The following is a 25,563-nucleotide window of genomic DNA, read 5'->3' as shown; positions in this document are numbered from 1 at the left end:
TTGCAAGCGTAGGGCGCGCTCGGCTTTGCTGGGCGCGCCCTCGCCATGCATGCCTTTAACCTCCTTCCGGCTTAGCATGCAATATGCGTAAGTACGAGGCGCCAAATCACCGACCAGATGGGGGACAAAGCTATTTATGACAGAAGAACGTGCGGCATCCGGTATTGTTTCTGCTTTTGCAGCCATTCCTGATGAAACCGCTTTGAACTACCTGCGGAAATATTACGGGCTTGGTGCTTGGGAAGGGCGCGCCTACACGGGTTCCCACTTTGATAGACTTCCCGCCACGGTGGCGGACAGGGTCACGGCTGATGACATAGTTGCTGTGGCATGCCTTTCGATACACGTACCGGCTACAGCGTCTGTCAGGGTTCTCGGAGAACAGGCAGACGCGATCGCCGCTCTGTTGGCTGACGTGCCAACAACAGATCTTGAGGACATTCCTTTTGAGGATCACGACAAATTCTTCGGCGAGGGTACAGCGGCTATTGCGCTTTGGCGGATGCTGCGAAACCACAAAGGCGTAGGGCAGACGACTGCAAGCAAACTCATGGCGCGTAAACGGCCCGGAGTATTTCCAATTTTTGATTCAGTGGTCGGGCGGGTAACAGGATTCCCGAATGCTGACGGCACTTGGCGTGCCTGGCATCAGGCCCTTTCCGGCGATGCCGCCCTCACCGATGGCTTGCGAATTTTGCAGAAGTCCGCCGGTCTCGAACGTATCTCCTTGCTGCGTATCCTCGACGTCGTTCTATGGATGCATGGCACGAGCGGTATACCTGAGCAGGAGCGCGTTGACGGAGAGTCAGGAGCGTAATGCCTGTCGGAGCGGCCCAGACCGCCTTTCGGGAAGCGGCGGCCAGTGATGAAATTCAACTCGAGGTTGCCAAAGTCTCGTGGATCAATCAGCGTGGCCACTTGGCCCTTCCAAAAGTAGCAGCAAAAATAGCTGGTCCTGCGCTAGAAGCCATTTTTCTGGCCCTGGAAGGCCAGGCTGCAGCGCAGCAGGGCAAACGCGTTATAGCCCTGCCCGGCGACTTCTATCACGCTCCGACAGGGACTTTCATTGAAATTGATGAGGTGCAGCACTTTACAAGTTTCCGCTTGCAGACTTTGGAGCTGTATCCGCCTGGGGTGCCCCTCGGTTACGAGATAAGTTTCTTCAAAAATCTTTGCCGCCAGTGGGCGCCGACGGCAGACAAATATCGTGCTGCAAAGGATGCGACCGGATTTGGTCCAGGCGGGAGGCGGCGACAGCGTGCTTACAACGATGCGTTGCGAGACCTAGTAATTCCCACGATGGGCCATCCGCCTGTTATTCGTATCCCGATTCTCGATGACCATGGTGCAGCGGCCTACCTCCGCCACCGTGAGATGCTCCTTCTGGCAATGTCACCATAGCTTGACGGGGTGAATGACGATGACCGAGTGATCGCGCGCTATACGGCCACACCATCAGCCCGCGTAGAAGCATTTTGTCAATATCGCGACAAAGCCCCCGAGTAATGGCCCGGGGGCTTTGTGTTCTTTTAGAGTTACTTGACGGCTACGAAAGCCTTGTCGCCGAGCATGCCCGGCCTTACGGCGAGGACGCCTTGGGCAGCAGTGGCGCTTGGCACTTCAAAAGCCACGTTCCCTGTTGCTGTTCCATCCTTGTAGAGGGTGTTTGACGAATTGATGGCATCAGGTGCAATGACTGTCTTGTCGAAACTGTTGATGGTCCTGCCATCCGCAGTGACGTATTCCAGTGAGACGAAGGCTGGCATTTGCCCATTGGAGTCGTCGCCGACATAGGTGGCGGAGTAATTCACCAGGATGTACTCGGAACCCTCGGCAGGCGGATCATTGAATTCATTGGCCGCAGCAACGGCACTTGAAGCGGCGAGAGTCACGGAGTTGATCACAACGCGCCAGTCTTCCGATTCAACGACCGAGCCTATCGGAGAAGGATTCTCGCGAGTTCCAGTTTTGGCTTCCGTGTTCTTCTCTGCTGTTCCTGCATTGGAGCCTGCCTCGCCAGACGGTGCTACTACTTTGGTGTCGCCGCTTCCAAAGGCATTGTCGAAGGATGATCCAACGACGGAAAAGAAGACGACGAAGCCGACGATAGTTCCGACGATTGAGACAATTAGGGCTGCTATGCCCATCCCCTTGGGTTTGCCTTTGATGAAGAGAGAAACGATAGCCAAAATGAATGCGATCGGCAGCAGGACCCAGCCAACGATGAGGGCGCCAGGTATGCAGGCGAATATGAATCCTACAATCGCCGTGATCAGGGCGATAAGCCCGAGGACATTTCTTTGCTTCTTTGTTTTTGCCGGTTGAGGCGGAAGCACCTGCGACGATGCACCTTGATTTGGCTGTGCGTAATTTGAGTGTGGCTGGTGGGGCGCAGACTGCTGTGAGCTTGCCCCCGGAAGCTCTGGTGTTGTCATGAAGTAACTATGACAGACGAGAAGGACCTCAATAGTTTGTGACAAGAGTTTGGGGCTTGTTTAGCTTATTGTGCGCCCTGCGCAAGCCCCATAAACATTGTCCGGTGCAGGATGTCCACATGTTTCCGGGAGACCTCCACCGCTTCTTCAACGCGACCGGCACGCATAGCAGCTAGCAGTGCGATGTGGTCGTGGTTGGACTTGTGGAGCTTCTCAATGGGGTAGGGGATGAAGTAGTCGTAGAGCTCGGCGAGCGTCTCGTGATACACCTCGACAGCGGTGCCCATCCCTGAGGCCGCTCCCACCAGTTGATGGAACTGCTCGTCCGCCTGATGGTAGACGGACCAATCCGTTGCCTCGGCCATGTCCCGGGTCAGCCGGTCGAGCTCATCCAGTTGCTCCGGCGTCGCGTTGACCGCTGCGTAGTGCGTCACGGCGCACTCGAACAGCAGGCGCCGGTCCACCAGCCGGTTCACCGCCTGGGACTCGGCCGGTGACGCCGACAGCTCCGACAAAACATCGCTAGGCGGTGAATCCGCCACAAACGTTCCGCCAGCCCGGCCGCGCCGCCGCACCACCACGCCCTGCTCCGCCAAACTCGCCAGCGCACGCCGGGCGGTGATCGGGCTGACCGAGAGGCCCAGTGCAACGTCCTCCTGGTCCGGCAGCCGCTCGCCCGGTTTCAGCAGCCCAAGGGAAATAGCCATCCCGATCCGCATGCGGACCGCGTCCATGGCGCTGCGGCGCTCCATCCCGGGCATCCTGCCGGCAACAAGGCGCGAGGGCTCGGCGGTGTCCTCCAGCTGATCCGTCATAACCGCTACCTTACGGCCCACGCTGCCCCCTTTCCTTTATTGGATCATTCTGATCTAATATAACCCGGATCACACCCCACAGTGGAGAAAAACCATGCAACGTATCCTTCCCCTCATCGCCGCCCAAGCAAGGCCGCGGCTCATCGGCGAACCCGTCTCGGCCTTCGCTGACGAGGTCAAAGAAGCCCTCGAAGCCCAGCCGAACAGCAAGCTGGTGGTCTTCCCCGAGCTGCACCTCTTCGGCGACGAAAACCCGGACCTGCAGCGAACCGAAATGCTCCAGGCCTCCGCCGAACCGCTGGACGGGCCAAGGGTCAAAGAACTCAAGCAACTCGCCAAAGACCTCAACATCTGGCTGGTCCCCGGCAGCGTCTGCGAACACGGCCCGGAAGGCCAGCTGTTCAACACCCAGCTGGTCCTCTCCCCGGAAGGGGAGCTCGCCGGCTACTACCGGAAGATCTTCCCCTGGCGCCCGTTCGAGCCCTACGACCCCGGCGACCGGTTCACCACCGTGGACCTGCCCGGCATCGGCAGGGTGGGCCTGAACATCTGCTACGACGCCTGGTACCCGGAGGTGTCCCGCCAGCTCGCCTGGATGGGCGCCGAAGTCATCCTCAACGTCGTCAAGACCACCACCCCGGACCGCAGGCAGGAACTGATCCTCGCCAAGGCCAACGCCATCGTCAACCAGGTCTTTATGGTCAGCGTCAACTGCGCCGGCCCCACCGGCAAAGGCCAAAGCATCATCGTGGACCCGGAGGGCAACACCCTCGCCGAGGCGCCGGACGACCAACCGGTACTGCTCACCGCGGAACTGGACCTTGCCGCCGTCGACCGCGTCCGCACACACGGTACCGAGAACCTCAACCGCCCCTGGTCGCAGTTCCGCGAGGGGGAGCCCGCCGTCGAACTTTCCGTCTACCAAGGCCGGATCAACCCGGCCACCTGGACACCGCCGTCCTACAAGCCGTAAGGAAACACCGTGACAACAACCCTCACCCGCACGCTGAAGCTGCCCTCGCTGGTCCTGTTCGGGCTGGCGTACCTGACCCCCATCATCGTCCTGGGGATTTTCGGCATCATCGCCGAAACCACCGGCGGCGCAGCGCCCGCCGCGTACCTCGTGGCGCTCGTGGCCATGCTGTTCACCGCGCACAGCTACGGCCGGATGGCCATCGCCTACCCTGTGGCCGGCTCCGCCTACACCTACGTCCGCCGGTCCATCGATTCCCGGGTCGGGTTCCTTGTGGGCTGGGCCGTGCTGCTCGACTACCTCTTCCTGCCCATGGTCATCTGGCTCATCGGCGGCTCCTACCTCAGCGCCCAGTTCCCCGGCATCCCCATCGGCGTCTGGATCGTGGGCTTCATCGTCATCACCACGCTGCTGAACATCCTGGGCATCAAGGTGGCGGACAAGGCCAACTACGTGCTGATGGCGTTCCAGCTGCTGGTTCTCGTGTTCTTCGTGGCGCTGGCCATCGGCAGCGTGGTGTCCGCCAACGGCGCCGGGGGATTGGCCAGCGGGCAGCCGTTCTTCAACGACACCGCCAGCTTCGCCACCATCTCCGCTGGCGCCGCCATCGCCGCGTACTCGTTCCTGGGGTTCGACGCCGTCACCACCCTCACCGAGGAAACCATCAACCCGCGCCGGACCGTGCCGCGCGCCATCATGCTGGTGGCCCTGATCGGCGGCGGCATTTTCGTGGCGGTGTCCTACGTGACCCAGCTGGTCCACCCCGGCGGCGTGTTCGAGGACTCGGCGTCCGCGGCCAGTTCCATCGCCCTGCAGATCGGCGGGCAGCTGTTCGGCGCCGTGTTCCTGGCCGGCCTGGTGGTGGCGCAGTTCGCCTCCGGCCTCGCCGCGCAGGCCAGCGCCTCCCGGCTGCTGTACGCGATGGGCCGCGACTCCGTCCTGCCCAAGGCGGTCTTCGGGAAGCTCAGCGAGAAGTTCCACACCCCGGTGGCGAACCTGGTGATCACCGGCATCGTTGGCCTGATCGCGATCTTCCTGGACGTGGCCACCTCGACGTCGTTCATCAACTTTGGTGCCTTCACCGCCTTCACGCTGGTGAACGCCTCGGTAGTGTTCCACTATGTGCGCCAGCGCCGGGCCGGGCAGCAGCTGAACCCTCTGTCCTATGTGGTGGTCCCGGTGATCGGCGCCGTCATCTGCGCCTACCTGCTCTCCCGGCTGGACAGCAACGCCATTACGCTGGGTGTGTCCTGGCTGGTGCTGGGTGTGGTGGTCCTGGCCCTGATCACGCGGGGCTTCAAGGCGGCGCCGCCGGAGATGTCGGCCACGGAGAAGGCAACGGTCGAGGCGGCTGCCTAAGTTCTGGACAGTCTGGTTGTTTGGCCCGCTGGGGCCGGGGAAGGAACCCTTGTGAGGATAGCGCTGGGGCAGCTGGAGTCGGGCGCCGACATTCTCGCCAACCTTGCCGCGATCGATCGGTTCGCCGCCGAGGCAGCGCGCGACGGCGCCGGGCTGGTCGCCTTCCCGGAGTACGCCACCTACGAGAAGAAGAAGGTGGACGCGACGTTCCCCGCGGTGGCCGAGCCCCTGGACGGGCCCGTCTGCCGGGAACTCGCCGCCATCGCCCACCGTCACCGGATCGCGCTGGTGGCGGGCGTGGTGGAGACCTCGGACGAGCCGGGCAGGGCGTACAACACGCTGGTGGCTTTCGGGCCCGACGGCGGCCGGCTGGCTTCCTACCGGAAGATCCACCTTTTCGACGCGCAGGGCTTCGGGGAATCCACGTTCATCAAGCCCGGCCCGTCCACCGTCCCGGTGGTGTTCGAGCACGGGGGAGTGCGGTTCGGGCTGATGACCTGCTACGACCTGCGGTTCCCGGAGCTCGCGAGGTCGCTGGCCGACGCCGGCGCGCAGGTCCTGCTGGTCTGCTCGTCCTGGGTGCCGGGGGAGCACAAGACCGAACAGTGGCTGGCGCTGAACGCGGCCCGGGCGATCGAGAACAGCGTGTACGTGGCGGGGGTGTGCCAGGCGCCGCCCGTGTCTGTGGGACGGAGCGTGCTGGTGGACCCGATGGGGGTTGTCGAAGCGGACCTGGGAGTGGGGCCCGGCGTGCGGGTGGTGGAGGTGTCGCTGGAGACCGTGGAGCCTGTACGGGAGTCGTTCCCGATGTTCCGGCAGCGGCGGTTGCTATAGGGCCGACTGCACGCCAGAGGCTCATGAAGGCAAACACCCGCTGCATCCGATCGCGCGGGTCTAGCATGTGGCACGGTCGGGTACCAGACCGGGCATATCGCGCCTGAGTGGGGAGTCGATTGAGCCTACTCAGGACGTTAGTGGGCGCAGGTGGGAGTCACTTGGTCGAGGAGTCTGAACGCGCCGTGACCTGTCAAGCCTGGATCTATGAATACAATCACCATAGATCCACGGGCCACTGGCGAATTCTCACCTATCGGCCGCGTTCACACCTTCCGAGAGGTGCAACCACAGAGGAGTAAGCGATGACCGATATCGAGAGCATCACGCTGGAGGCAGAGCTTGTCGGCGAGGACGCCACGCGTGACATTGCAAAGGCTGTTAGCGCCCGTCATTCGATCGCTCGCAAGTACGTCATGAGGCTCCGCCGGCGCCATCCGGATGCGACGCCCGCTGAGGTCATCCAGATGTTGGAGCGTCACTACGCGACGTCGATCACCACTGCTGGTGCCCTTATCAGCGCCGGTGCCATCGCGGCTGATATTGGTATCGCGATGATCCCTGGAGTAGGGGCCGCAGCAGCAGGTATGAAGAGCGCGGGCCAACAGGCCGCCAAGAAGACCGGCAAGGAAGCCGTCAAGTTGGCCGCCAAGAGCGCTGCGAAGCAGGCCGCAAAGAACATGGCGATGGGAACTGCGAAGAACGGTGCACAGCGAGCTGCTGCTCTCCTTCCCGCGGGCGATGAGCAGTTGCAGTTCGAGATCACAGCGGTTTTCGCGCTCGCTATCGCCGATATTCACGGGATGGATCTCGACAAAGACCAGGCCCTCGCCCTTGTCTACGGGCTTTCGAATGAACGGGTCAGCCAAAAACAGATCGCGACGATGGCGACAGACCTATCAAGCGCGTCGGCTGAAGGCGGCGCCGGTGACGGCAATACCGTCGCTGCTGGCCGCTCGGATTGGTCGCACTGGGCGAACACCCTCGCAGATACCCTCCCTGGAGGCGCCGCGCAGAGTTTGGTTCGGACCATCGAGACCGGTGAGCTGGACGCCGTGCGCCTAAATTTGAGCGGTAAGCAGCAGGCAACGATTGAATATGGAGTCGGAGCCATAGTGGGAGGCGTCACCCGCTTCGTGTTCGGTCGTGAAGTCGTGACCGCGGCCCGGGCCGCGTTTGCTGAAGCCCCAGACACGTTCCCCGAACATCTCGCCGTTCCTGCCGGACCTGAGTCAGAGGACGGCGACGCCGAGCAGAACCGAGCTCTTGCAGCACTTGAAGATGCCGCAAAGCTGACGGGCAGTTGGATTTCAGGCACTGCCAGCACGGTTGGAGGCGGCGTCGCAACGGGTGCTGTGGCAGTCGGTGCGGGGGTGGCAACCGCGGCCGACACGGTGTCGCGGGCGTTCCGGAGCGTCGACATCGACGGGGACGGAATACCGGACGAGCCTCAGGCCCTCACCGTGGTCAAGGGCATCGGTGGGGCTATCGCTGGCACGGCGGGATCGGTCGGCGGAAGCGTCGCAGGGCTGTTCAAACGAAAAAAGCGCGACGAAGAGACTGTGGGCGGGTCTGAAGCCAGCATTGAGGAAGCGGTGGATGAATAATTCCCGAGGTTAACTACCTGCGAAACCTCGATGCTAGGGGGAGGATGTCGTGTCAGATGATTTGGTAACTGGGCTCCTGCCAGTGCTGGGCAGGCCCCTCAAGCTGGGTTTTAACATCTTTGACGTCATGCACCACGGACTCCACGAGAAACAGATCTCGAATGTATTCGGATGGTTATTGGACCCTGAGCAGACGCACAACCTGGGCGACCGTTTTCTGCGGATCTTTATCGACGAGTTGAACCGGGTCTCGGTGGGGAGCGAACCCCTTCCGCATTACAGCTACTTGGTGCGTCAGGAGGTGAACGTCGCAGTGGGCGGGGCGGGCTCGGACATCGCCGACCTTGTCCTTGAGAGCGAAGATGCGGTCGTCGTCATCGAGAACTACTTCACCTCTGACGGTCACGGTCACAGTTACAGCGGTTATCTGGCGTTCAGCGTCCGGGACGGCAAGCGTGGTGTCGTGGCTCTTTTGTGTCGCGATGAGGATGTGTCCTTGCAGACCTTGGGGTGGGAGGACGCGGCAGTTCTCACGTATGGCAAGTTAGCTGAGCGACTGCTGGAACATGTTGGTTGCGACAAGGTTTACCAGCGGAAGAATCCCGATGCCTATGCGTTCATCGAGCAGTTCCACCGAAAGTTCGTTAGGGGAAGGGGTCGCGTGGGTGATCAGGACGTGCTCAATTTTGTTGTTGCCATGTGTGATACCGGGGAGATACGCAGATATCAGGAGCAGCCGCAAGAAGTAGCAGCCGAGCGCTTTGCTCATGATCTTGCCCTCCAGGCGAGGGAACGGTTTGGCGAGGGCCGCGACCTCCTCCAGCGAGTCAAGGGGCGCCTTAGTGCTTTCAGCGAAGGACCGCTGAGGCGTCAACTCAACGCCAGTCGGGGCGAGGGGTTTGTGCGCGGAGTCAACGCAAGACTCGCGGGGATATACCAGTGGACCATCAATGTCGACGTGGAAGAAGAATCGAACGACCTGAGCCAGACTAGGCTCCAAATCAAGTTCGGGCCGTCCGCGTGGTTCGCCAATGAGCGGGATCCGAGCTGGACCCGGACCGTCGATTCGAGTCAGGCGGACTACTCGAAATTGTTCCTCACGGGGGCCGGCGTCAAAGAAGTCCGTCAGTCGACTGTGAGTATCTATGACGTGCTCGACGGCTTGGAACCCGCCGACCCTAGGCTCCACGACGAAATCATTGGGTTGCTCAAAGGAAACTGAAGGCTGCCGGACGGGAGCGCACTTGCTGGTTGATATTTCGGTGAGCCAAAGGGCCAAGGCGCCCGGAAGGCTGCAATCCAGCGGTCGCGGGCTTTGTGGCGAAGTCCCACGAACTGGAAGGCGTAATCCCGAGGTTAGCCTCTTAGTTACAAAATACGCTTAGCTGCTAAGAACTTTTTGTAACTCGAGGAATGTCTGGTGCTGCGGCTAAGTTGCTTGCATGACTGAGGAGAGAAGGACAAAGAGAGCTGCAACAAGGGAATGCCCCGTATGCGGGTACGAGTCTTGGCGCATCATCTATGGAATGGTGCTGCCGGAGGCTAGGGAACAGTATCCTAAGGCAGAATTTGCTGGCTGCGTCATCCTGGAGGAAGAACGCTTTTATCCTTCCACCGGCCAATTTGAACGAGGCTTTGCCATGTGGGCTTGCCAGAATGACGAGTGCCGCCACCGCTGGTGGTAGACGGCACTCGTCATTCTATGATTCGATCTCGGTCTTCCGCCGTGTCTGAGTCTGGCGGCGGATTTCAGCGTCCCCAGCCCTGCAGAAAATCAAGACCAGCTGACTCACTCTCTGGCCGGTGATGCGCTCCACCATTCCCGCGTAAGTCGAAAGCTGACGCCAATAAGCATCCAGGGTCTCCTGCGTGACACTGATGTCGGTCTTGAAGTCCGCGATCACCAGCGTTCCGTCGTCCTCGCGGTACATCAGATCGATGATGCCCTCAAGAGTCGTTCCATTGACTGCCGTGACAACAGGAAGCTCGAGCCAGTGCTCCCGGTTCGCGGCGCGCCGTACAGGTGCGCTCTGGAGTGCAGAACGGGCCCGTTCTGCAAGGCCGGCAGGATCTGCCAGCCCGGATGTGCTGGCAATCCTTTCGGCGAGCACTTCGAGGTTTTCGTTCTCTCTGAGGTCACTCAGTTCGAGCAGCCGGTGCAGGGCCGTACCGAATTCCTTGCCGTGCTCCCCGCCTGTCACTGCCGGGGACGGCGGCGAGCCGTCATCGTCGGCGCTTGCGAATAGCGGTGTCTCGTCAGTTACAAATGCGGCCATCTCTCCGTCGCCCTTAGCTATCGCCGTGACGGAGGTGGTGGACACGAGTGCGGAGTTCTTCTGCCAGATATCGCGCCGTTGCAGCCATACTGCAAACGCTTCGACTGGCTGGACTTCGTGGGCTGTTCTCGCCTGAAGAGGCATGTCTTCGGGAATATGAAGATCTGGTGCCGAGGCCGCGTCCACTGCATCCTTCAGGAGCTGGCCGAGGCTATTCTTGGCATTTACATAATGGGAGACAACAAGGTGGCTTTCCGCCCGCGTGCAGGCAACGTAAAGGAGGCGGCGGCGCTCGGCGTCGTCGAACTCTTTTTCGGTAGCCTCGGCGCTGCTGTACCCCGCGGACCGTATGTCGCTTATGAAGTGCACATGTACCTGGGAGCTCTGATCCCACAGGGCTGCGGCCTTCTGATTGTTGGGTGCGGAACCAGTGCCCGACAGAATAACCATGGGGAATTCCAGGCCCTTGGAGGCATGGATGGTCATGATCCGTACAGCTTGGACGTCAGTTTCCGGCACCACAGCTTCTTTGACCCGTGAGTTGTCTTCCTGCTGCACGGCCGCCCAAACGAGGTAGTCACGGAGCCCGCCGTGTGTTGCCTCCGTCCAGGCCCGGGCTTGATCGATGACGAAGCGGAGCCTCCGCCAGACGTCCCGATAACGCGGTGCATCAACTGCTGCCTCCAGCATGCGGCGGTCGGCGACGAGGCGCTCCATGATCTCAGCCGGCGTCAGCACCTCAGTCTCGCCGCACAGATCCGCAAGATAACGAAGGGAGTGGGCCACAGGGGAGTTCTTGAGACCGTCTGGCGTTCGCGAGAAGAGACCCCAATGGCCCCCGGCCCGCTTCCACTCGAACAGTTCGTCATCGCCACAGCCAAACATCGCAGACCGCAAGGACAGCACAAGCGCCGCTTCATCCGCTGTATTGGAGATCGCTCGCATCGCGAGCAGCAGATCAGTGACTTCCTGGGTGGAGTAAACCAACGACGACGCTTCAGCGCGGTACTCTATGCCGGCGTCGTCCAAGGCATCCTCTAGAGCGGCAAGTGATGTCCGGGTGGGGATCAGGACGCAGATGTCCTTCAACTCGACGGGAGAGCATTCGAAACCGCCGGACCGCTTGCTTTGCTTCTGCCACGCCGGCAGTCCAGCAGTTCCGGTCGCGACTCTGATGGCTGCAGCAACGTCCGCGGCTTCCTGCCGGCGCATCGCATCGGCAGAAACCTTTCCCGCTTCGTCGGGCTGCGCACCGCCGCGACCAATGATTGAGACTGCCGGGCCGTGTTCGTCGCTCCATTCGGGACGCCGAGGATCAGGCACCAAGGCATGGTATTCCGGCTGAACCGTGCCGTTGGCCGTGATGAGCTCGCCGAACGTGCCGTTGATCCACTCAAGCAGCTTTCCGGTGGAACGGAAGTTTGTCTGGAGCGAAGCGATTCTGGAATCCGCGTCGTGTGAGAAGCGCTGCTGTGCCGCGAGATAGGTGGCGATGTCGGCCCTGCGGAAGCGGTAAATGGACTGCTTCGGATCCCCCACAGTAAACAGCCGGCCGGGAGGTACGCTGAGATGCTCCCAGCCGTCGGGCCCGCAGCCGTCGCTGGCGGCTATCCGCGTGGCCAGTTCCGCCTGAATGGGGTCCGTGTCTTGGAATTCGTCCAGCATGATGCAGCGGTAGCGATGATGCAGGGCAGCGTGGACGCCCTGTTTGTCCTTGCCGATGAGGAGGTCCCGCGCGTGAACGAGAAGGTCGTGATACTCAAGCTCGCCGCTCCGCTGGCGTTCGCGAGCCGCTTGAAGAAGGACCTCGGCCATGGCGGCGGTAATGGTCTCAACGGCGGGCTGTACGAAGCTATTGCGCAGGGCTATCGCCTTCTGGGCCAGATCTTTACAGGAGCTCCGCACCTCGGCGACGTTGATGGACCAGTTGCCCCTTTGCCCTCCACTAAAACCGGATTGCGGAACAGCGTGGAGCAGCTCGAGGACGAGGCCGAGTTCGCCGGATTCTGCCTCAGAGAGGCGACCGTGCCAGCTTTTAATGTGTTCGAAGGCGGTCAGCAGCTTGTCCGCAGGGTCAGTGCAATGGTCGGCATGTGCGAGGACGTCTGAAGTCTGGCGGAGAAGCGGACCAAGGTCTATGGCCGGGATATGCCGCCTGCGGGGAGGATGACTTTCCAGCCGGTCCCAGTTGGCATCCAGGTCTGCCGCAACGTTTTGCAGGTGGTCAAGCGAAACGCCGACGGCGAGCAGGATGCGAAGGGCGTCGTTCAACGACTCGTCAGCGAACAGTTTCTGGCGGGCATCTTCCCACCGCCGCGTGAACGCAATCTGGGACCGCAATTCATCCACCACGGTGATCAGGGGAGGGACTCCAGCCTCGATCGGATGTTCGCTGATGATGCGCGCCGCGAAGGAGTGGATGGTGCCGATGGGAGCCGTATCCAGCTGGTCGAGTGCCCGTTGGCGCAGGTCTGTGGGGCTGGCGTCCGCCAGCCGCCGCCGGACCCGTTCCCGCAGCTCACCTGCTGCCTTTTCGGTGAAGGTGATGGCTGCCATGCACTTGAGTTCTACGCCAGCGTCAACCATCGCGCAGATTCGCTCGACGAGCTCATGCGTCTTGCCGCTTCCTGCACCCGCTTCAACGAAGATGTTCGCTTCGAGCTCCTGCTCGATCAGCATTCGGTCGGTTTGGTCTGTGAGTTCCAGGAGTTCCGGGTTCATTTCTCCGCCTTCAGGAGCTGGGCATAGGGCTCTAGTTCGGGGGCGTTTTGAAGCTTCAGCCACTGCTGGCCGAGCTCTTGGGCGCCCATCATGGTGGTGAAGTTGACGTATCGGTCGGACTCGGGCCGGGGCGGGAAGATCCCGTTCCGCAGGGCAGAAATGATTAGGCCCACGTCCGCGCGCAGCTGCTCCACGACCTCGTCTGTCACGGTGTAGCCGATTTTCTTGAAACCGCCTGCTCTCGAGATGAACCAGTATTCTGCCGCGACAACCGACAAGTTGTCGCGGAGGGTCCGGGCAAACAGGCCATAGACCGGAAGCTGGTAGCGGGTGCCCTCCGCAGTCGGATGCTTCGCGAGCGGTTCATAATCTTTCGACTTACCCGTCTTGTAGTCGATCACCCGGACACTGCCATCGGAATGCTGGTCAATCCGGTCCACCTTTCCCCGGAAGCGAACCGTAGTGCCGTCGTCGAGAGTCAGTTCAACAGGCGGATGGCTGTCCATGTCCTCGGGCCCAAAGCTCACTTCTTCGGCGAGATACTTCCAGCCATCGGCAAACCCCTCCTGGTCGTCCGTCAGCACCCGCTTCAAGTCTTGGCGAAGCATGGCCTGATTGCGGTCCCACACGTGGTTGAGCCATGCCGGATTTGTTACGTCCTCAAAAGCGGAGTCTGCCAGCTCCAGGAGGCGGTCCAACGACGGCGGAAGGCCGTCTTTCGTGATGCTGCGGACATAGTCTTCCAGCACCCCGTGAACCAGGTTGCCCCGTTGCTGCGGCGAGATCTGCACTTCAAGTGCCACGTCCTCCAAGGTGTTGACTTTCAGGACGTGTTTCATGAAGTAGCTGAACGGGCTTGTGACCCATTCCTCAAGCCGGGTGGGGGACAGCGGCTTTTCGGGGTCCACAATGATCCCTGCATACGCACCGAGGTTGCCGTTGAACCTCGAGAAGATGCCATCCCGCCTGTCCCGGGTGGCAGCTAACGCACGCTGCAGCGCCTCGTCCTCTTCCAATACGGAGGTGCCCTCCTCAGCGGTGAGGATACGACGGAGCCGCCATTCCTGAGCTGTTGGGGGCAACGCATCGGAGGCGGGTGCGCCGTTCTCAATGCCGTGGGCGAAGGACCGCAGTTGTTCCTGGGGGTCAGGTTTGCGGTCCATCCAGCGTGACACTTCGTAACTCCCGGAGCCGCGCAGGTCCCCGCGGGGGCTGGTGATGAACCGTTCGGATCCTGTAGCGAGGGCAGCAAAGAACTGCTTCTTGTGGGCCTCGGCACGCTCTTCAACCGTGGGGAGGCTCCCGCCCAGCATGGTACGGGCGCTGTCCGGCAGCAGTGGGTTCTCCCTTGTCCGTGCTGGCGCAAGCCCTTCCGCAGCCCCCATGAGGAAGACGACATCAAGGTCCCTTGCGACCGCATCAGCAAAACTGCCTACGACGACACCCGTGCCGCTCTTCCCGGTCCAGCCGCCTTTTGAAGCTAGGCCGTCTTCCAGTGCGCTTTGTAAGAGTGCCGTGCGGGGCAAAGGGCCGACAAGATCCAGATGCCGGAGATCCGAGGCGGCTTCGATCAGCGCGTTGCGGGCGGCGCTTTTCTCCGGACGTTCGCCGGCGCCTCTGGGGCCCATGAAGTCCTCAAGCAGTGATATCAGCGAAGCGGACGCGTCACTCCATGTGGCAGCAGCACGGACCTGGCCCAGACGTGCCGCAAGGGCCGCCTTGAAGGACTGGAATATACGGAACTTTTCGAGGTAGTCCGCGTGGGCGGACGTTTCTGCTCCTGCATAATCCTCTTCTGCGGGTGGATTTGCATAGAACCTTTCACATGCTGCGCTGGTGGGCAGCTTCTGCTCACGCCAGGAGAAGGCACCTTCCGCATGGATGTTCAGGATGATGCGTGCGTCGAGATCCTGTGGGTCCAGCTTCAGCAGTTGAAGGAGGCCACGGGCCAGTGGCGAGTCCATGAGTCGGTGGGCTGATGGACCGACGAAAGTGACTCCCGCCTGGCTGAGGCGCTGGGTGAGCAGCGCGGCGTAGGGCTGGACGGCCGAGTGGAAGATTCCGATGCGGTGGCCCGGGGTGCCTGTTGCAAGCCGCTCGACGACGAGGCGCACCACCGCGCGGGCTTCATCGTCGGCATCGGACGCTGTCAGAAGTCTTACACCGTTCTCAGCCGAGCCGGCCGCTGCGAGATGCTGCATTCCGGCCGCTTCGAGGCTCGCGCTGAAGAGTGCCTCGGCGGGACGTTTTTCCGTACCGAGCATGAAGCCGATGATGGTGCCGAGCCGCTGCGTCACGGACTTGGTCCCGAGCTTCTTGGAGGCAAGGGTAAAAGCCTCATGGTCCGTGTACCACTGCCAGCGAAGAGCCTCCTTTGAGGCGCCGTGAAGCCGCAGCACTTCCTGCATCAGCTCGGGGAGCTCCGGATCGGCGGGAGCTGCAACCGCGTCGAGGAGCTCGGCTGTCCTGGCGATAGCGCGGGCGGTCGAAGGCTGGTTGGCGACATCCTTGAAAAGCCCTGGCTTGTCCAGCAGGACCCGGCTCACGGCTCCGAGCCGGAGGACGGGGAGAAGGGGACGTCGCCCGTTCACAGCGCCGTCGTCGGCGATGAGTTCGGTTGCGAGGTCCTTGAGTGTGAACGCCCTGACCCCCACACTCCCAGTGCCCCCATTGAGCGTCCTGCCCAGGTAACGGGTCACGTCCAGGCCCGCGGCATGGGAAGGGACCAAGATAGTAACTGGAGCCAGCGGATCGGCGGCCTGGGCATCGCTGATCATTACTTCCAGCTCGGCCAGAGCGACACTCACCGAAGGAAAAATCGTGCAGGTCATGCAACACCACCGTAGTTGTACCCGCGAAGGGACTGGGATCGTTCTGGTTCTCTGAGTAGAGCCATGGTCTTCGACTCGATCTGGCGGATACGCTCTCGCGTGACGCCGTAGACCTTGCCGATGGCGTCGAGAGTCTTTTCCTCGCCGTCGTCCAGGCCGAAGCGCATTGCAATGACGCCGGCCTCCCGTTCAGTCAGCGTGTCCAGGACCGCATGGACTTGGCCCTTCAGCTGTTCCCTGGCGATCACGTCGAGGACATCTTCATGCCATGGATCGAGGAGCTGGTCGGCCAGCGGCTCGAGGCCGCCCCTGCCGTCCGGTACGAGGTAGTCCAGCGAACGCACGGGCTGGTCCAATGACAGAAGATGCTCCACTTTTTCAGCCGACTGATCCGTGCGCTTGCCGAGTTCCTCAAAGCTGTATTCGAGGCCCTTCCGCGCGGCATCACGCTGAATTGCCTGCACCTTGTGGATTTGCTCCACCGTGTGGACCGGAAGCCGGATGACCCGGGCCTGGTCGGCCAACGCCCGGGTGACAGCCTGCCGGATCCACCACGTCGCATACGTGGAGAACTTGAAGCCCAGGGTGTAGTCGAACTTGCAGACCGCCCGGTGGAGGCCGACGTTCCCCTCCTGGATCAGGTCCAGCAGGTCCATGCCCTGATACACGTATTTCTTGGCGATGGATATGACCAGACGGAGATTCGCCTCCAGCAGGGCGTCGGAGGCACGCTCACCCAGCAAAGCAATGGCGCGCAGCTCTCGGGATTCTTTTCGGCCCCGGGGAGTGCCATCCGCCAGCAAGTGCGCGGCATAAAGCCCTGCCTCGATGTCCTTGGCGAGTTCCACCTCCTGCTCAGCAGACAGCAGATCAGCCCTACCGGCACGCTGCAGGTAGTCCGAAACCCCGTCGTCGCTGAAGCCCTCGAGCCCCGGAAGCTCCTCCAGCCAGCCCGATTCCCCAAGATCGAATGACATCGGCGCGCTCTCGTCGTCCTCCGCTGGAGGTTCCACCATCCCCGGTTCTGGCGTTCCTGGGCTGCCGTCTTCTGGTACAGCGCCGTTCCCGGGCGTACCCGCTGTCGGCTCACCGGGCTCGGGCGCCGAAGCCTCCTCGGGTTCGGCCTGGCGGAGGAACTCCTGCAACCTGTCCAGATCCGTCTTGATGTCGAAGAAGTCAATGTTTCGTGCGAAAGGCAGCACCTTGCCGAGGAATTCCTCGCCTTGGACGTCCGGATCCTCAACGGTGCCCTTGGAGTAGAGGACAACCAGCCGGCCCGGCCGCCCGTCGGCCTTCTTTCGGATGACACGGCCAAGGCGCTGCACCATTTGCCGCTGGCTGCGGTTGGCAGCAACGATGATCCCGAGGTCGGCCTCGGGAACGTCGATGCCTTCATCAAGGAGCCGCGGCGCGGCCAGAATCTGGGACGTGCCGGTACGGAAGTCCTCCAGGCCCTGCCGCCGGTCGTCCTTGGCCATGCCGCTGAACACGGCCGATGCCGAAGACCCGAGGGACGTATACAGCTCCTGCGCCCGCCGCGCTGACTCCTGGGTCTGAGTGAAGACCAGCGTTCCGCGGGATTGGTCGACAGTCTCCTTCAGGGCTGCCAGCGCCAGGTATTTCGTCTTGGCCTCGGCCAGCAGCGTGAGACGCGAAGACATGGCACGCATGTACTTCCGCGCAATAGTGGCTTCCCGGCTGGGCGAATCAGAGGCGGCGAGGGCAGCCACGGCGGCAATGAACTGCGGGAACGGCCGCCGCGGGATGCCTGCATAGGACTCAAGATTCCGTGCCGACTCCACCATCACAGCAGAGAACTCGTCATAGTCATTCTGTTCCGAAGGCGTCAGGTCAACGCCAACCAAAGCGATGTCGAACGGGGCGATGACCTGGTCCTTCAGCGCCCGGTCGTACCAGAGGTTGTAGATGACGCCGCCGAAGTAAGGTGTCAGGAGGGTTTCGTGCTCACCGTCCGCCCTTTCAAACGTGGCGGTCAGCCCAAGGCGCCAGGCATACCCTTCCTGCAGGGCGCCGGTGAACATTGGTGCCGCGTAGCGGTGGCACTCGTCGGCAATAATCAGGCCGGCCTTGTGCGAACGCAGCGTTTCCCGGTTGGACGCCGAATGAACGATGGCCACGAGGATGTCCACGTCGTCAAGGGAATCGGACCGTCCATCCCCGAGTGCACCACGCCGAGCAGCGGGCAGGTCGCGGCGCAGGGACACCAGCCATTGGCGCTGAAGCTCCGCTGTTGGTACCAAGATCAGGACTTTGATGCCCTGCCGAACTGCCTCGAAAGCTGCGGCAATCCCTACGCGTGTCTTACCGGAACCGGTGACGGCTTCCACGACGCCGCGGCGGGCGTTCGAGTGCCACGCCTTCAGCGCTTCCTGCTGCCAGGGATACAGGAAGGCGTAGTCGTAGGAGGCAGGTACCGGCGCGGGCGCAGCCGGGAGGGGCACTTGCGGCAGCGTCGCGACCGGGTGGGACCCGGCGCCGGCTAGTTCTGGCATTTCATCCCCCATTGGACGGTTCTGATCTGGTGCCTGAAGACTATGCGGAGGCACCGACAATTCAGGTGAGCGCCGGCACTATCCGCCGGCAAGCACCGGTTTCCACGCCTGTGTCCGTGCCAGCGCGAGCTTGAGTTCCCGCCCGCCTGCCTCCTCCAGCAGCCCGGAATCTCCCACAACCACCAGCAGGCTCCGCGCGCGGGACAGCCCGACGTACAGCTGCTCCGGAGCCCGGCCCATGTCCTTGAAGCCGTTGACGCACAGAACAACCACAGACCGTTCCAGGCCCTTGAAGCCCAAAACATGGCCGTAGAACTCGGCTTCGTTAGCGTGGAATTCCCGCCAGTATTCCTCGGTGGCGTCCCGCTCGAAATAGTCCAGGTGGATGGGGTGCCGGTCCTTCGTGGTGAGGAGCGCGATCTGGTTGTTGGCCCAGCCTTCCTCAATCAGTGCCTCCACGCAGTCGCCCGCGACGTCGAGCGCGTCCTCCGTGGGGCAGTCCACAAACCGTACGGGCAGTCCCGTAGTGCCCCGCGGGGTGAAGTGCTCGCCCGCGAAAGGCCGGAAGGACTCGGCGATCTTGCGGGTGTTGCGGAGGTTGTCGTCAATGTGGATGGGCACGAAGTTAGCCATCGGGCCGCTGGTGAGGTCCGCCGTTGCGCCTCCCCAGCGCTGGTAGACGTCCTGCCGGTCGTCCATGAACGCATACACCTCACCCGCGTCCGGGTCGCTGGCGCACGCGAGAAGGGCGTCCCACCACAGGGGCGCGAAGTCCTGCGCTTCATCGACGACGACGGCGTCCAGCCGTTCGTGCGGCTCCAGTCCGGCTGCCAGCTCCTTCAGGAGGCGGGGCATTTCGACGTCGAAATAGTCCTGGCCGGAGCCGTCCGGGACTCCCAGCCCGCGCGCGTATTCGTGGAACTCGCCCGTGAACACCGGCTTGGCTTGCCGCTTCCATGTCCCGACGCGATCCTGGAGGTATTGCCCCAGGCCTTTGTTGTAGCAAAAGAGGCCCACGCGCTTGCCCTGCTTGCTGAGCAGCTTGGCCTTCTCGACGGCGAGCCAGGTCTTTCCGCTGCCCGCGCCGCCGGTGAAACGGACCCTGTTGAGTGAGCGGGTTGCCTGGAGCAGCACGGACTGGCGTTCCGTGAGGTGGTCCTGCTCTGCCTCGTCCTCCTGCGAGGTGGTGGAAGGTACGACGGCGGTGTCCAGGTTTCCGCCCAGCTTGCGGACGATGCGTTCCAGGAAGACCGGGGCCAGCGGGGAGGCGCCGCCGCCTTCGTTTTCGATGGCTTGGCGGACGAGATCGGCGGGGGATTTGCTGTCGGTCTCGTCGAGGATGAGCGACCGCGGGCAACCTGCCATGGTCCAGTCCCGCGACACGTCGGTGTAGGGGAGGCTGACCATGTAGACGCAGCGGCTGCTCAGGCGCGTACCGAGCTGGTTCTCCAGCCAGTTCTTGAGGGCGTGGAGTGAGCTCTGGGACTGTGCCACGGGGCTTTGGATCTGGCGCTTCTGGTTCCGGTCCGACTGGTACCACTGCCCGTCCGTAATGCTGACCTGACCGCCCTTGACCTCGATTGCGGCCATGCCAACTCTGGGCCAGAGGACCAGCAGGTCAATCTCGTACTCATTCCGTCCGTCGCGGACGTGGACCGAGTGGGCCAGGACGCAGTCGTCGGGGAGGCTGTTCCGCAGGGCGGTCCAGACGGCCTTTTCCGCGTGGTGTCCTTCCCCGAACTCCGGTTCTTCCGGAATGCATTTCATCGTGCCCCGGCTCTGGTGTCCTGGAAGGATGCCAGACCGAGCTGCGCCCGGATGTCAGCGAGGTCCTTGGTATTCCGCTCGATCTGTTTGGTTTCCTCCTTGGCTACCCACGAGGCCAGGATTCGGTTCGCGATCGCGAGCCCGGCAAGGACAGCGGCGGCCCAGACCGCGGCGCCAACAAATTCGGGGATGATGAAGAACGCATTCTTCATGGCGATGGCATCGTTCACGCCACCAACCAGGCCGCCCATGACTCCATTCAGGGTGTCGGCGACGGGCTGCATGAACGGTACGGAAGGGATCTCGGGGCTCTCCAGCCTTCCATCGCGGCCTGCAGACCAGCGGGAATCCGTGACGTTGGCCAAGATGTGGAGCACCACCGCCAGGTTGGCCGCCACAAAGGCCGTGGTTCCTGCGGTGGCAGCACTGACTATTCGCGCCATGACTTTCGGAATGCCGGTTACGCGCCTGCCCGACAGGAAGAAGAGGCCGATCACCACAGCAATGATCCAAACAAGATTCTTGAACGTGCCTACGCTGGCTCCGCTGAGCATTTCCATCATGAGTATCAACTTTCTTAGTGCAATCTGCGAACTGCGATCATTAGCCCGAGATTTTGGGCCGGCCCCCGAAACGCCAGCTCAATGTAAATAGATGGACGGCGGAACTACCAGGGAGGCTTTAGGTACCTTGGAAAGGAAGCGCGCTCTAACCTATGAACCTCTAGATGCAGCAACTGCAAGGGGGCTCAGCGGTCAGTAAAGGGCCAGTTGTTGTCACGCGCAAGCTGCTGCAAGTAACCTCGCCGGATGGTCCAGGTGCCGTTCTTCTGCGGCGGATCTTGCCACGCACCAGTCTTATCCAGCGTTCCGTTGTCCCTGATCTTCCGGAGAAAGGCTCTCAAAGTTCTTCCTGAGCGGCTGATCACGTCGGCTGCTTCATCGGCAGTCAAACGGTCTTTGGTCATTCCAGATTCCCTTCCAGGACTGATGCTATTCGGACCGAGCTTTCAAACGCGTTTAAGACGGACTCAATCATGAGGCACACTGTTCTTCAGAGCGGTCCAAACGGCCTTCTCTGCCAGCTGTGCGTCACCGAACTCCGGTGCTCCCGGGATGCACCTCATACCGTTCGATTTGAGACGCGAAGTAACCGTTGAGGCCGTTGTCGTGAAAAACATCGAACCGAAGAACGCCGCCAATATCGTGTGAGCCCTGCACCACTCCAATGACTTCAGGGCGCGCTACGAGCCGCACCATCGTCCCTGATGCGAAGTTAGCGTTGTCCATTATGAAGTGCCCCCCTGTAGATCTAGACGTCAGTGTATAAGCGGCATCCCACGTTCACCGTGACTCTGGCGCCGTCTCGGGGCGGCGCGTCGAAATCGAGCTATCATAGTCGTCCACCAGGCCGCTCCCGCGAGCACACCGTCGCTCGGCCGTTCACAGGAGCCCTGGCTCGATCCAGAGATTCTGGAGAGCCCGCAAGCAGCCGCCCACGAGTGTCGTAGCCTCAGCAATCGTCCAAGAACCGTATTCTGATCCAATGCTCAACGACACGCGCTCGCTCCACTGGTCGGATGAGGAGCTCGACGCCCTCATCGACTGTTATCTCAGGATGCTGAAACTCGAAATTGCAGGCGAGAACTACAACAAGCGGCAAAACAACCTGAAGCTTCAGGAGTTTGTGAAAAGGTCTCACGCCGCCATCGAATTCAAGCTCTGCAATTTGAGCGCCGTCTTGGACAGTATGGGTCGGCAGTACATCTTTGGCTACAAGCCGCGGCCCCACTTTCAAGCTGCCCTAAAGGAGCGCCTTATTCTCAGACTTAGCGATTTTCCCCTCACGGAAACCTCCGATTCCACCGCCGAGTTGTCGACGCCCAAAGATGTGACGCCTATTGGTACAGATCCGGCTCCACCGCACGATTCCGTGCCAAGAACGAGTGATACCTTTGAGCCACTCAAAGAGGGGGAGTTTGTGAACGCCGAAGAAAGCGCCTACTGGCATGCACTCGGAGAACTGTGGGACCGCACGACTGGTGGAAGCGATGTCGCCGCTAAACCGATTACGGACGGGCGGAGTCCGTTGCCGACGGCACCCCGGCCGGCAGGCGTCGAGGAGGCTTGCTCCTGGTTCAAGAGGGGTCTGGACAGCGGCACCCTCCCTCGATTCCTTTTCCTCGTGGGAGGGCCGGGTGCGGGCAAGTCCCATGCGACGGCGGAGATAGTCGCTGATCTCGAGCCGATCGATGCCCCCAAGGATGGGCTTGCTCACCGCAGCTATCGGTACAACGCTGGAAGCAGGGAGCTCCTCCTCATCAACGATGCCACTATCGGGAGCACGGAGCACCGCAGGAACCCTCTGACCAAAGAAATTGATGCGTCTGCGCGTGCCGGCGTGCACCTAATTGCCTGCGTTAATCGAGGCATCTTAGTTGATGAAGCAGCTTCGACCAACGCCACCCAAACCTTCGAATATTCGGCGGGTCAAGCCCTTACGCGTTGGCTTGCAGGCGACGTTGTTGGTGAATCTAACTGGAACGTCCAAACGGATTGCGATGAACCGTATCTCAAAGCCGGTCATCTTTTTGACGGACCCGACATGGTGGCCAGCGTGCTGGTGGTTCTCGTTGACGTCTGCTCGCTCCTTGAGAAGCGACCACAGGTGCGTATTTCTTCCCGCGGGGATGGCGGCGCCCTTTTCGCAGCGGAACCGTATGTAATTTCGGACTTTGCTAAGCGGGCTGCTGCGGACTTCGCGACGCCGGCCGCTGCTTTGTTTGGCAAAGTGGTCGACTTCATCCCTACGGACACGGCGGACGACGAGACGGACATCATGATTGACCCGATCAGGGCGAATATTGAGTCGCTCCGATCAAGCCGAGTTCGATCGGGAATCATGACCGTGGTGCGCGGGGCCGAGCTCAGTTCCGGGCAGCGCATGACTTTTCGAGAAATTTGGGGGACCGTCACCCGGTGCGTCCTCGGAGATGCGCCGGATCAGGTCGGCAGGCACGAGCTGCGCACCCTCATCGCCCGCCTCCAACCAAGCACCAGCGATCCCGTGCTGCGCTTCAAAGCCCTTCAGTTGCTCGCAGGATTGCGTTTCTCCCAAGCAATCTTCGGCGGCCGGAGTCCCGGCTCTGCCAGCTTCGATCCATTAAGTAACCCAATTACGAAACTTACGCATTTCGTGGACCCGATGAGGGATGCTATTCCGGGACGCTACGACCGAAGCTGGGACTCGGGATGGGCAACACCGTTGGCTGACTCATTCGCCGGTCCAGTAACTAACGGTTCACCGCTAGAAGCACTAGAGGAGGACCTCGAACCCCAAAATCCGTTCTCGGAGGTCCTGACTGAATTCGATAGAATGGTGGATGGCGCTTTTGTCGAGGCCATGCACAGCCCCAAGATTTCGGACAAAGACCGGTACGCGTTCATTTCCTGGTATGGAGGTTATCTGGGGCGGCTGTACGCACTGGCTAACGGGATTCCAGCCTTCAGGCCGCAGATCGCTGCGTGGACTCAAGCTTGGTACCTCAGTCCCAACCTTCCCGATGAGTTGAGCTTTGGGCTGCGCACCCTACTTCGCCCGAAGCGCCGGCCGGGGGACGTCGAATCTGCCTCCCTGATTCCAATTCTTGCGAGCCGTACTGATCCGATTGTTGGAGTCCAAGCCGAACCGAAACTGGCACTCAAGACCGGCGATGTTGAGATGAAGACGTTCAGGAACTCCGAAGCTCTGTTCCTGGTCCTCAGCGAACAAGGCAAAGAAATATCGCGGATGCCTCTGGACTTCCCTCTGGTGAGGGAAGCGTTGGCCTGCGGTCAGGAGCATGCCGGAGTGACCGAAATGACCGATGTGACATCGCCCCGCTTGGAACGGTTTAGGGCGGCGCGTCTGATTCCTGCCCAACTGAATCAGGCCAACTACCGCGTGGTCGTGGGCAACTCCGACTACAGCATGACCGTAAATGGAGGCAACTAATGGTCGCTGCAACGCACATCATCCTTCAATTGAATCGCCCCCAGTATGTGTCTGTTCCTGAAGCGTTTATCTCCTCTCTGGCGTGGAAAGTTCACGCCCATGGGGCCGCCAAAGCCACCGAAGGCGGTATCCCATTGGGATACATGTTCAGGTCCGAGACCTCCGGCACGGCAACACTGAAGGTGAAATCGACGGCGCCCGAGGGCCAGAAACTCGCCGGGTACGGTGAGCAACTGTCGGCTGCTGGACTCGTAACGAACGCAAAACATGACACTGACCTTGCATCAGCGGTTCTTAACAGCGTCGCAGGGGTTCAGGCTGAAAAGAGCAAGAGTCAGGCGGCCAGCCCCGTTACTCCTGCCTTTGCATTGCTACAGGACATGCGGGGCTTCCAGAGGACGAAAAACCCCCCGGATCTCGCCGCTATTCTTGAGGCCCTGTTCCGGCTTGGCCTCAAGGATGGCGATGACGAAATAACAGCCGCCCGGCTCTGGCTCAACGCAGCTAACAAGAGGTGTGAGATTGACCCCCTGTTGTCCGCCATCGACAAGGCGACGCGGGCAGCGCTTCTCCTAGAGGCGGGCTATTCGGAAGTGCCGCAGGACGATTCCCCGGGACGGCGTAGAACGATCGAGTGTGCTCAAGGTGGCCTGTACGATGGAACGCCCTTCTCATGGTTTGCCAGCGCGTGGCAGAAACTCACAAGCGACGAATGGGTTAGGGCCCTTCCCTCCCGCGTCTGGGTCGACTGGGCTACGACCGTACTGCGGCTTGCGCTCGGCCAGGGGTTCCTTTGGGAAGCCGCTTGGTATGAAACTTTGGCTCGCCGCATACTCGGCGGCGGCGGATCTGCCACCTGGTATGAGGTTAGGGAACAAATGCCCGAAATCCTTCCCTGGAAGTCGAGCCGGTCGTCTGTTGCGGTAAGGGATGTCGCCCCTCTCCTCTCTTGGCGAGTGCATCGGGCGTCCAAAATTCGGAAGATCTTGGAAGACTGGCTGGAGCCCCACACGGGAGCGGACATGGACTTTGTATCCGCCTTAGCTGGCATGTCGGGAGACAAGGACCTCAAAGAGGCCCTCACCCTGGCCCTTGGAAGCGGCGAACGGTCCGCAGTGAACACATGGGAAGCGGTCAAGTACGCACTGCTTACCCGCGACGCGAGCGGCCCGTTCGCCGACTATTACGGACTTCTTCGATCCAGCGGGCGGTTCCTCACCGTTCAACCCGGGACAGAGTGGATGGCCGTTGTCGCGAGTCTGGCTTGCGACGGGCCCGGAAAGACCTCGGACGTGGCCACACTCATGCTGAGGCTCCAGGAGCTCGGCCTGCGGCCCGAAGCCGGCGATCTCATCCAGCTGCTTGAGAAGGCTGGTCTGGCGCGAGGTAGCGCCGACGCGGATCGCGGCGTCGTAATCGAAAGTGCTTTTTAGGAGACA

Annotated in this window: 17 protein-coding genes; 9 read left to right on the top strand and 8 right to left on the bottom strand. The window is 61.4% G+C overall.

Annotated features, from left to right (window positions below):
- Positions 1-136: 136 nt before the first annotated feature.
- Both QFZ70_RS13145 and QFZ70_RS13140 read left to right on the top strand, forming a co-directional pair.
- Positions 137-817 (top strand): DUF6308 family protein, encoded by a 681-nt coding sequence (locus QFZ70_RS13145; RefSeq protein ID WP_307096191.1) that lies wholly within the window; start codon positions 137-139, stop codon positions 815-817.
- Positions 817-1,401, top strand: coding sequence for a hypothetical protein (locus tag QFZ70_RS13140; RefSeq protein ID WP_307096189.1), 585 nt, complete (start codon positions 817-819; stop codon positions 1,399-1,401). The genes QFZ70_RS13145 and QFZ70_RS13140 overlap by 1 nt, the downstream gene beginning before the upstream one ends.
- 134 nt (positions 1,402-1,535) lie before the next feature.
- On the opposite strand, the gene QFZ70_RS13135 is transcribed toward QFZ70_RS13140, so the two are convergent.
- A complete protein-coding gene (locus QFZ70_RS13135) occupies positions 1,536-2,435 on the bottom strand; it encodes a DUF4190 domain-containing protein (protein WP_307096187.1) in 900 nt (299 codons plus the stop codon).
- Positions 2,436-2,500: 65 nt separating this feature from the next.
- Entirely contained in the window at positions 2,501-3,250 is a 750-nt protein-coding gene (locus QFZ70_RS13130) for a FadR/GntR family transcriptional regulator (protein WP_307096185.1), read from the bottom strand.
- Positions 3,251-3,344: 94 nt separating this feature from the next.
- Here QFZ70_RS13130 and QFZ70_RS13125 point away from each other — a divergent pair, with 94 nt between their 5' ends.
- The 5 genes from QFZ70_RS13125 to QFZ70_RS13105 all read left to right on the top strand — a co-directional run bounded on the left by QFZ70_RS13125 (position 3,345) and on the right by QFZ70_RS13105 (position 9,245).
- Positions 3,345-4,223, top strand: a complete 879-nt coding sequence (locus QFZ70_RS13125; protein WP_307096183.1) for a carbon-nitrogen hydrolase family protein — start codon at positions 3,345-3,347, stop codon at positions 4,221-4,223.
- A 9-nt stretch (positions 4,224-4,232) separates the two neighbouring features.
- A complete protein-coding gene (locus QFZ70_RS13120; RefSeq protein WP_307096182.1) occupies positions 4,233-5,582 on the top strand; it encodes an APC family permease in 1,350 nt (449 codons plus the stop codon).
- Positions 5,583-5,633: 51 nt separating this feature from the next.
- The gene (locus tag QFZ70_RS13115; RefSeq protein WP_307096181.1) at positions 5,634-6,416 is read left to right on the top strand and encodes a carbon-nitrogen hydrolase family protein; all 783 of its coding nucleotides are present in this window, start codon (positions 5,634-5,636) and stop codon (positions 6,414-6,416) included.
- 305 nt (positions 6,417-6,721) lie between these two features.
- Complete coding sequence (locus tag QFZ70_RS13110; RefSeq protein ID WP_307096179.1) at positions 6,722-8,023, top strand: hypothetical protein; 1,302 nt, start codon at positions 6,722-6,724, stop codon at positions 8,021-8,023.
- A 49-nt stretch (positions 8,024-8,072) separates the two neighbouring features.
- The gene (locus QFZ70_RS13105; protein WP_307096177.1) at positions 8,073-9,245 is read left to right on the top strand and encodes a PD-(D/E)XK nuclease family protein; all 1,173 of its coding nucleotides are present in this window, start codon (positions 8,073-8,075) and stop codon (positions 9,243-9,245) included.
- Positions 9,246-9,723: 478 nt separating this feature from the next.
- Here QFZ70_RS13105 and QFZ70_RS13100 read toward each other — a convergent pair whose 3' ends face one another.
- The 6 genes from QFZ70_RS13100 to QFZ70_RS13075 form a co-directional block, all read right to left on the bottom strand.
- On the bottom strand, positions 9,724-13,020 hold the full coding sequence (locus tag QFZ70_RS13100; protein ID WP_307096176.1) for an exodeoxyribonuclease V subunit beta: 3,297 nt from the start codon (positions 13,018-13,020) through the stop codon (positions 9,724-9,726).
- Positions 13,017-15,827, bottom strand: coding sequence for a PD-(D/E)XK nuclease family protein (locus tag QFZ70_RS13095; protein ID WP_307096175.1), 2,811 nt, complete (start codon positions 15,825-15,827; stop codon positions 13,017-13,019). The genes QFZ70_RS13100 and QFZ70_RS13095 overlap by 4 nt, the downstream gene beginning before the upstream one ends.
- 20 nt (positions 15,828-15,847) lie before the next feature.
- Entirely contained in the window at positions 15,848-18,364 is a 2,517-nt protein-coding gene (locus tag QFZ70_RS13090) for a sigma-70 family RNA polymerase sigma factor (RefSeq protein WP_307096174.1), read from the bottom strand.
- 78 nt (positions 18,365-18,442) lie between these two features.
- Positions 18,443-20,131, bottom strand: coding sequence for a nuclease-related domain-containing DEAD/DEAH box helicase (locus tag QFZ70_RS13085; RefSeq protein ID WP_307096173.1), 1,689 nt, complete (start codon positions 20,129-20,131; stop codon positions 18,443-18,445).
- Complete coding sequence (locus tag QFZ70_RS13080; protein ID WP_307096172.1) at positions 20,128-20,694, bottom strand: hypothetical protein; 567 nt, start codon at positions 20,692-20,694, stop codon at positions 20,128-20,130. Before QFZ70_RS13080 ends, QFZ70_RS13085 begins: the two co-directional genes overlap by 4 nt.
- Before the next feature lie 185 nt (positions 20,695-20,879).
- The gene (locus tag QFZ70_RS13075) at positions 20,880-21,098 is read right to left on the bottom strand and encodes a hypothetical protein (RefSeq protein ID WP_307096170.1); all 219 of its coding nucleotides are present in this window, start codon (positions 21,096-21,098) and stop codon (positions 20,880-20,882) included.
- 578 nt (positions 21,099-21,676) lie between these two features.
- Between QFZ70_RS13075 and QFZ70_RS13070 the strand changes: the two genes are divergently transcribed.
- Both QFZ70_RS13070 and QFZ70_RS13065 read left to right on the top strand, forming a co-directional pair.
- Positions 21,677-24,124 (top strand): hypothetical protein, encoded by a 2,448-nt coding sequence (locus QFZ70_RS13070; RefSeq protein ID WP_307096168.1) that lies wholly within the window; start codon positions 21,677-21,679, stop codon positions 24,122-24,124.
- Positions 24,124-25,557 (top strand): hypothetical protein, encoded by a 1,434-nt coding sequence (locus QFZ70_RS13065; RefSeq protein ID WP_307096167.1) that lies wholly within the window; start codon positions 24,124-24,126, stop codon positions 25,555-25,557. Before QFZ70_RS13070 ends, QFZ70_RS13065 begins: the two co-directional genes overlap by 1 nt.
- The last annotated feature ends 6 nt before the right edge of the window (positions 25,558-25,563 follow it).

This window comes from Arthrobacter sp. V1I9 (assembly GCF_030817075.1).
GTDB lineage: Bacteria > Actinomycetota > Actinomycetes > Actinomycetales > Micrococcaceae > Arthrobacter.
Note: the sequence above shows the minus strand (reverse complement) of the source record. Positions and strands in the feature narration are given on the sequence as shown.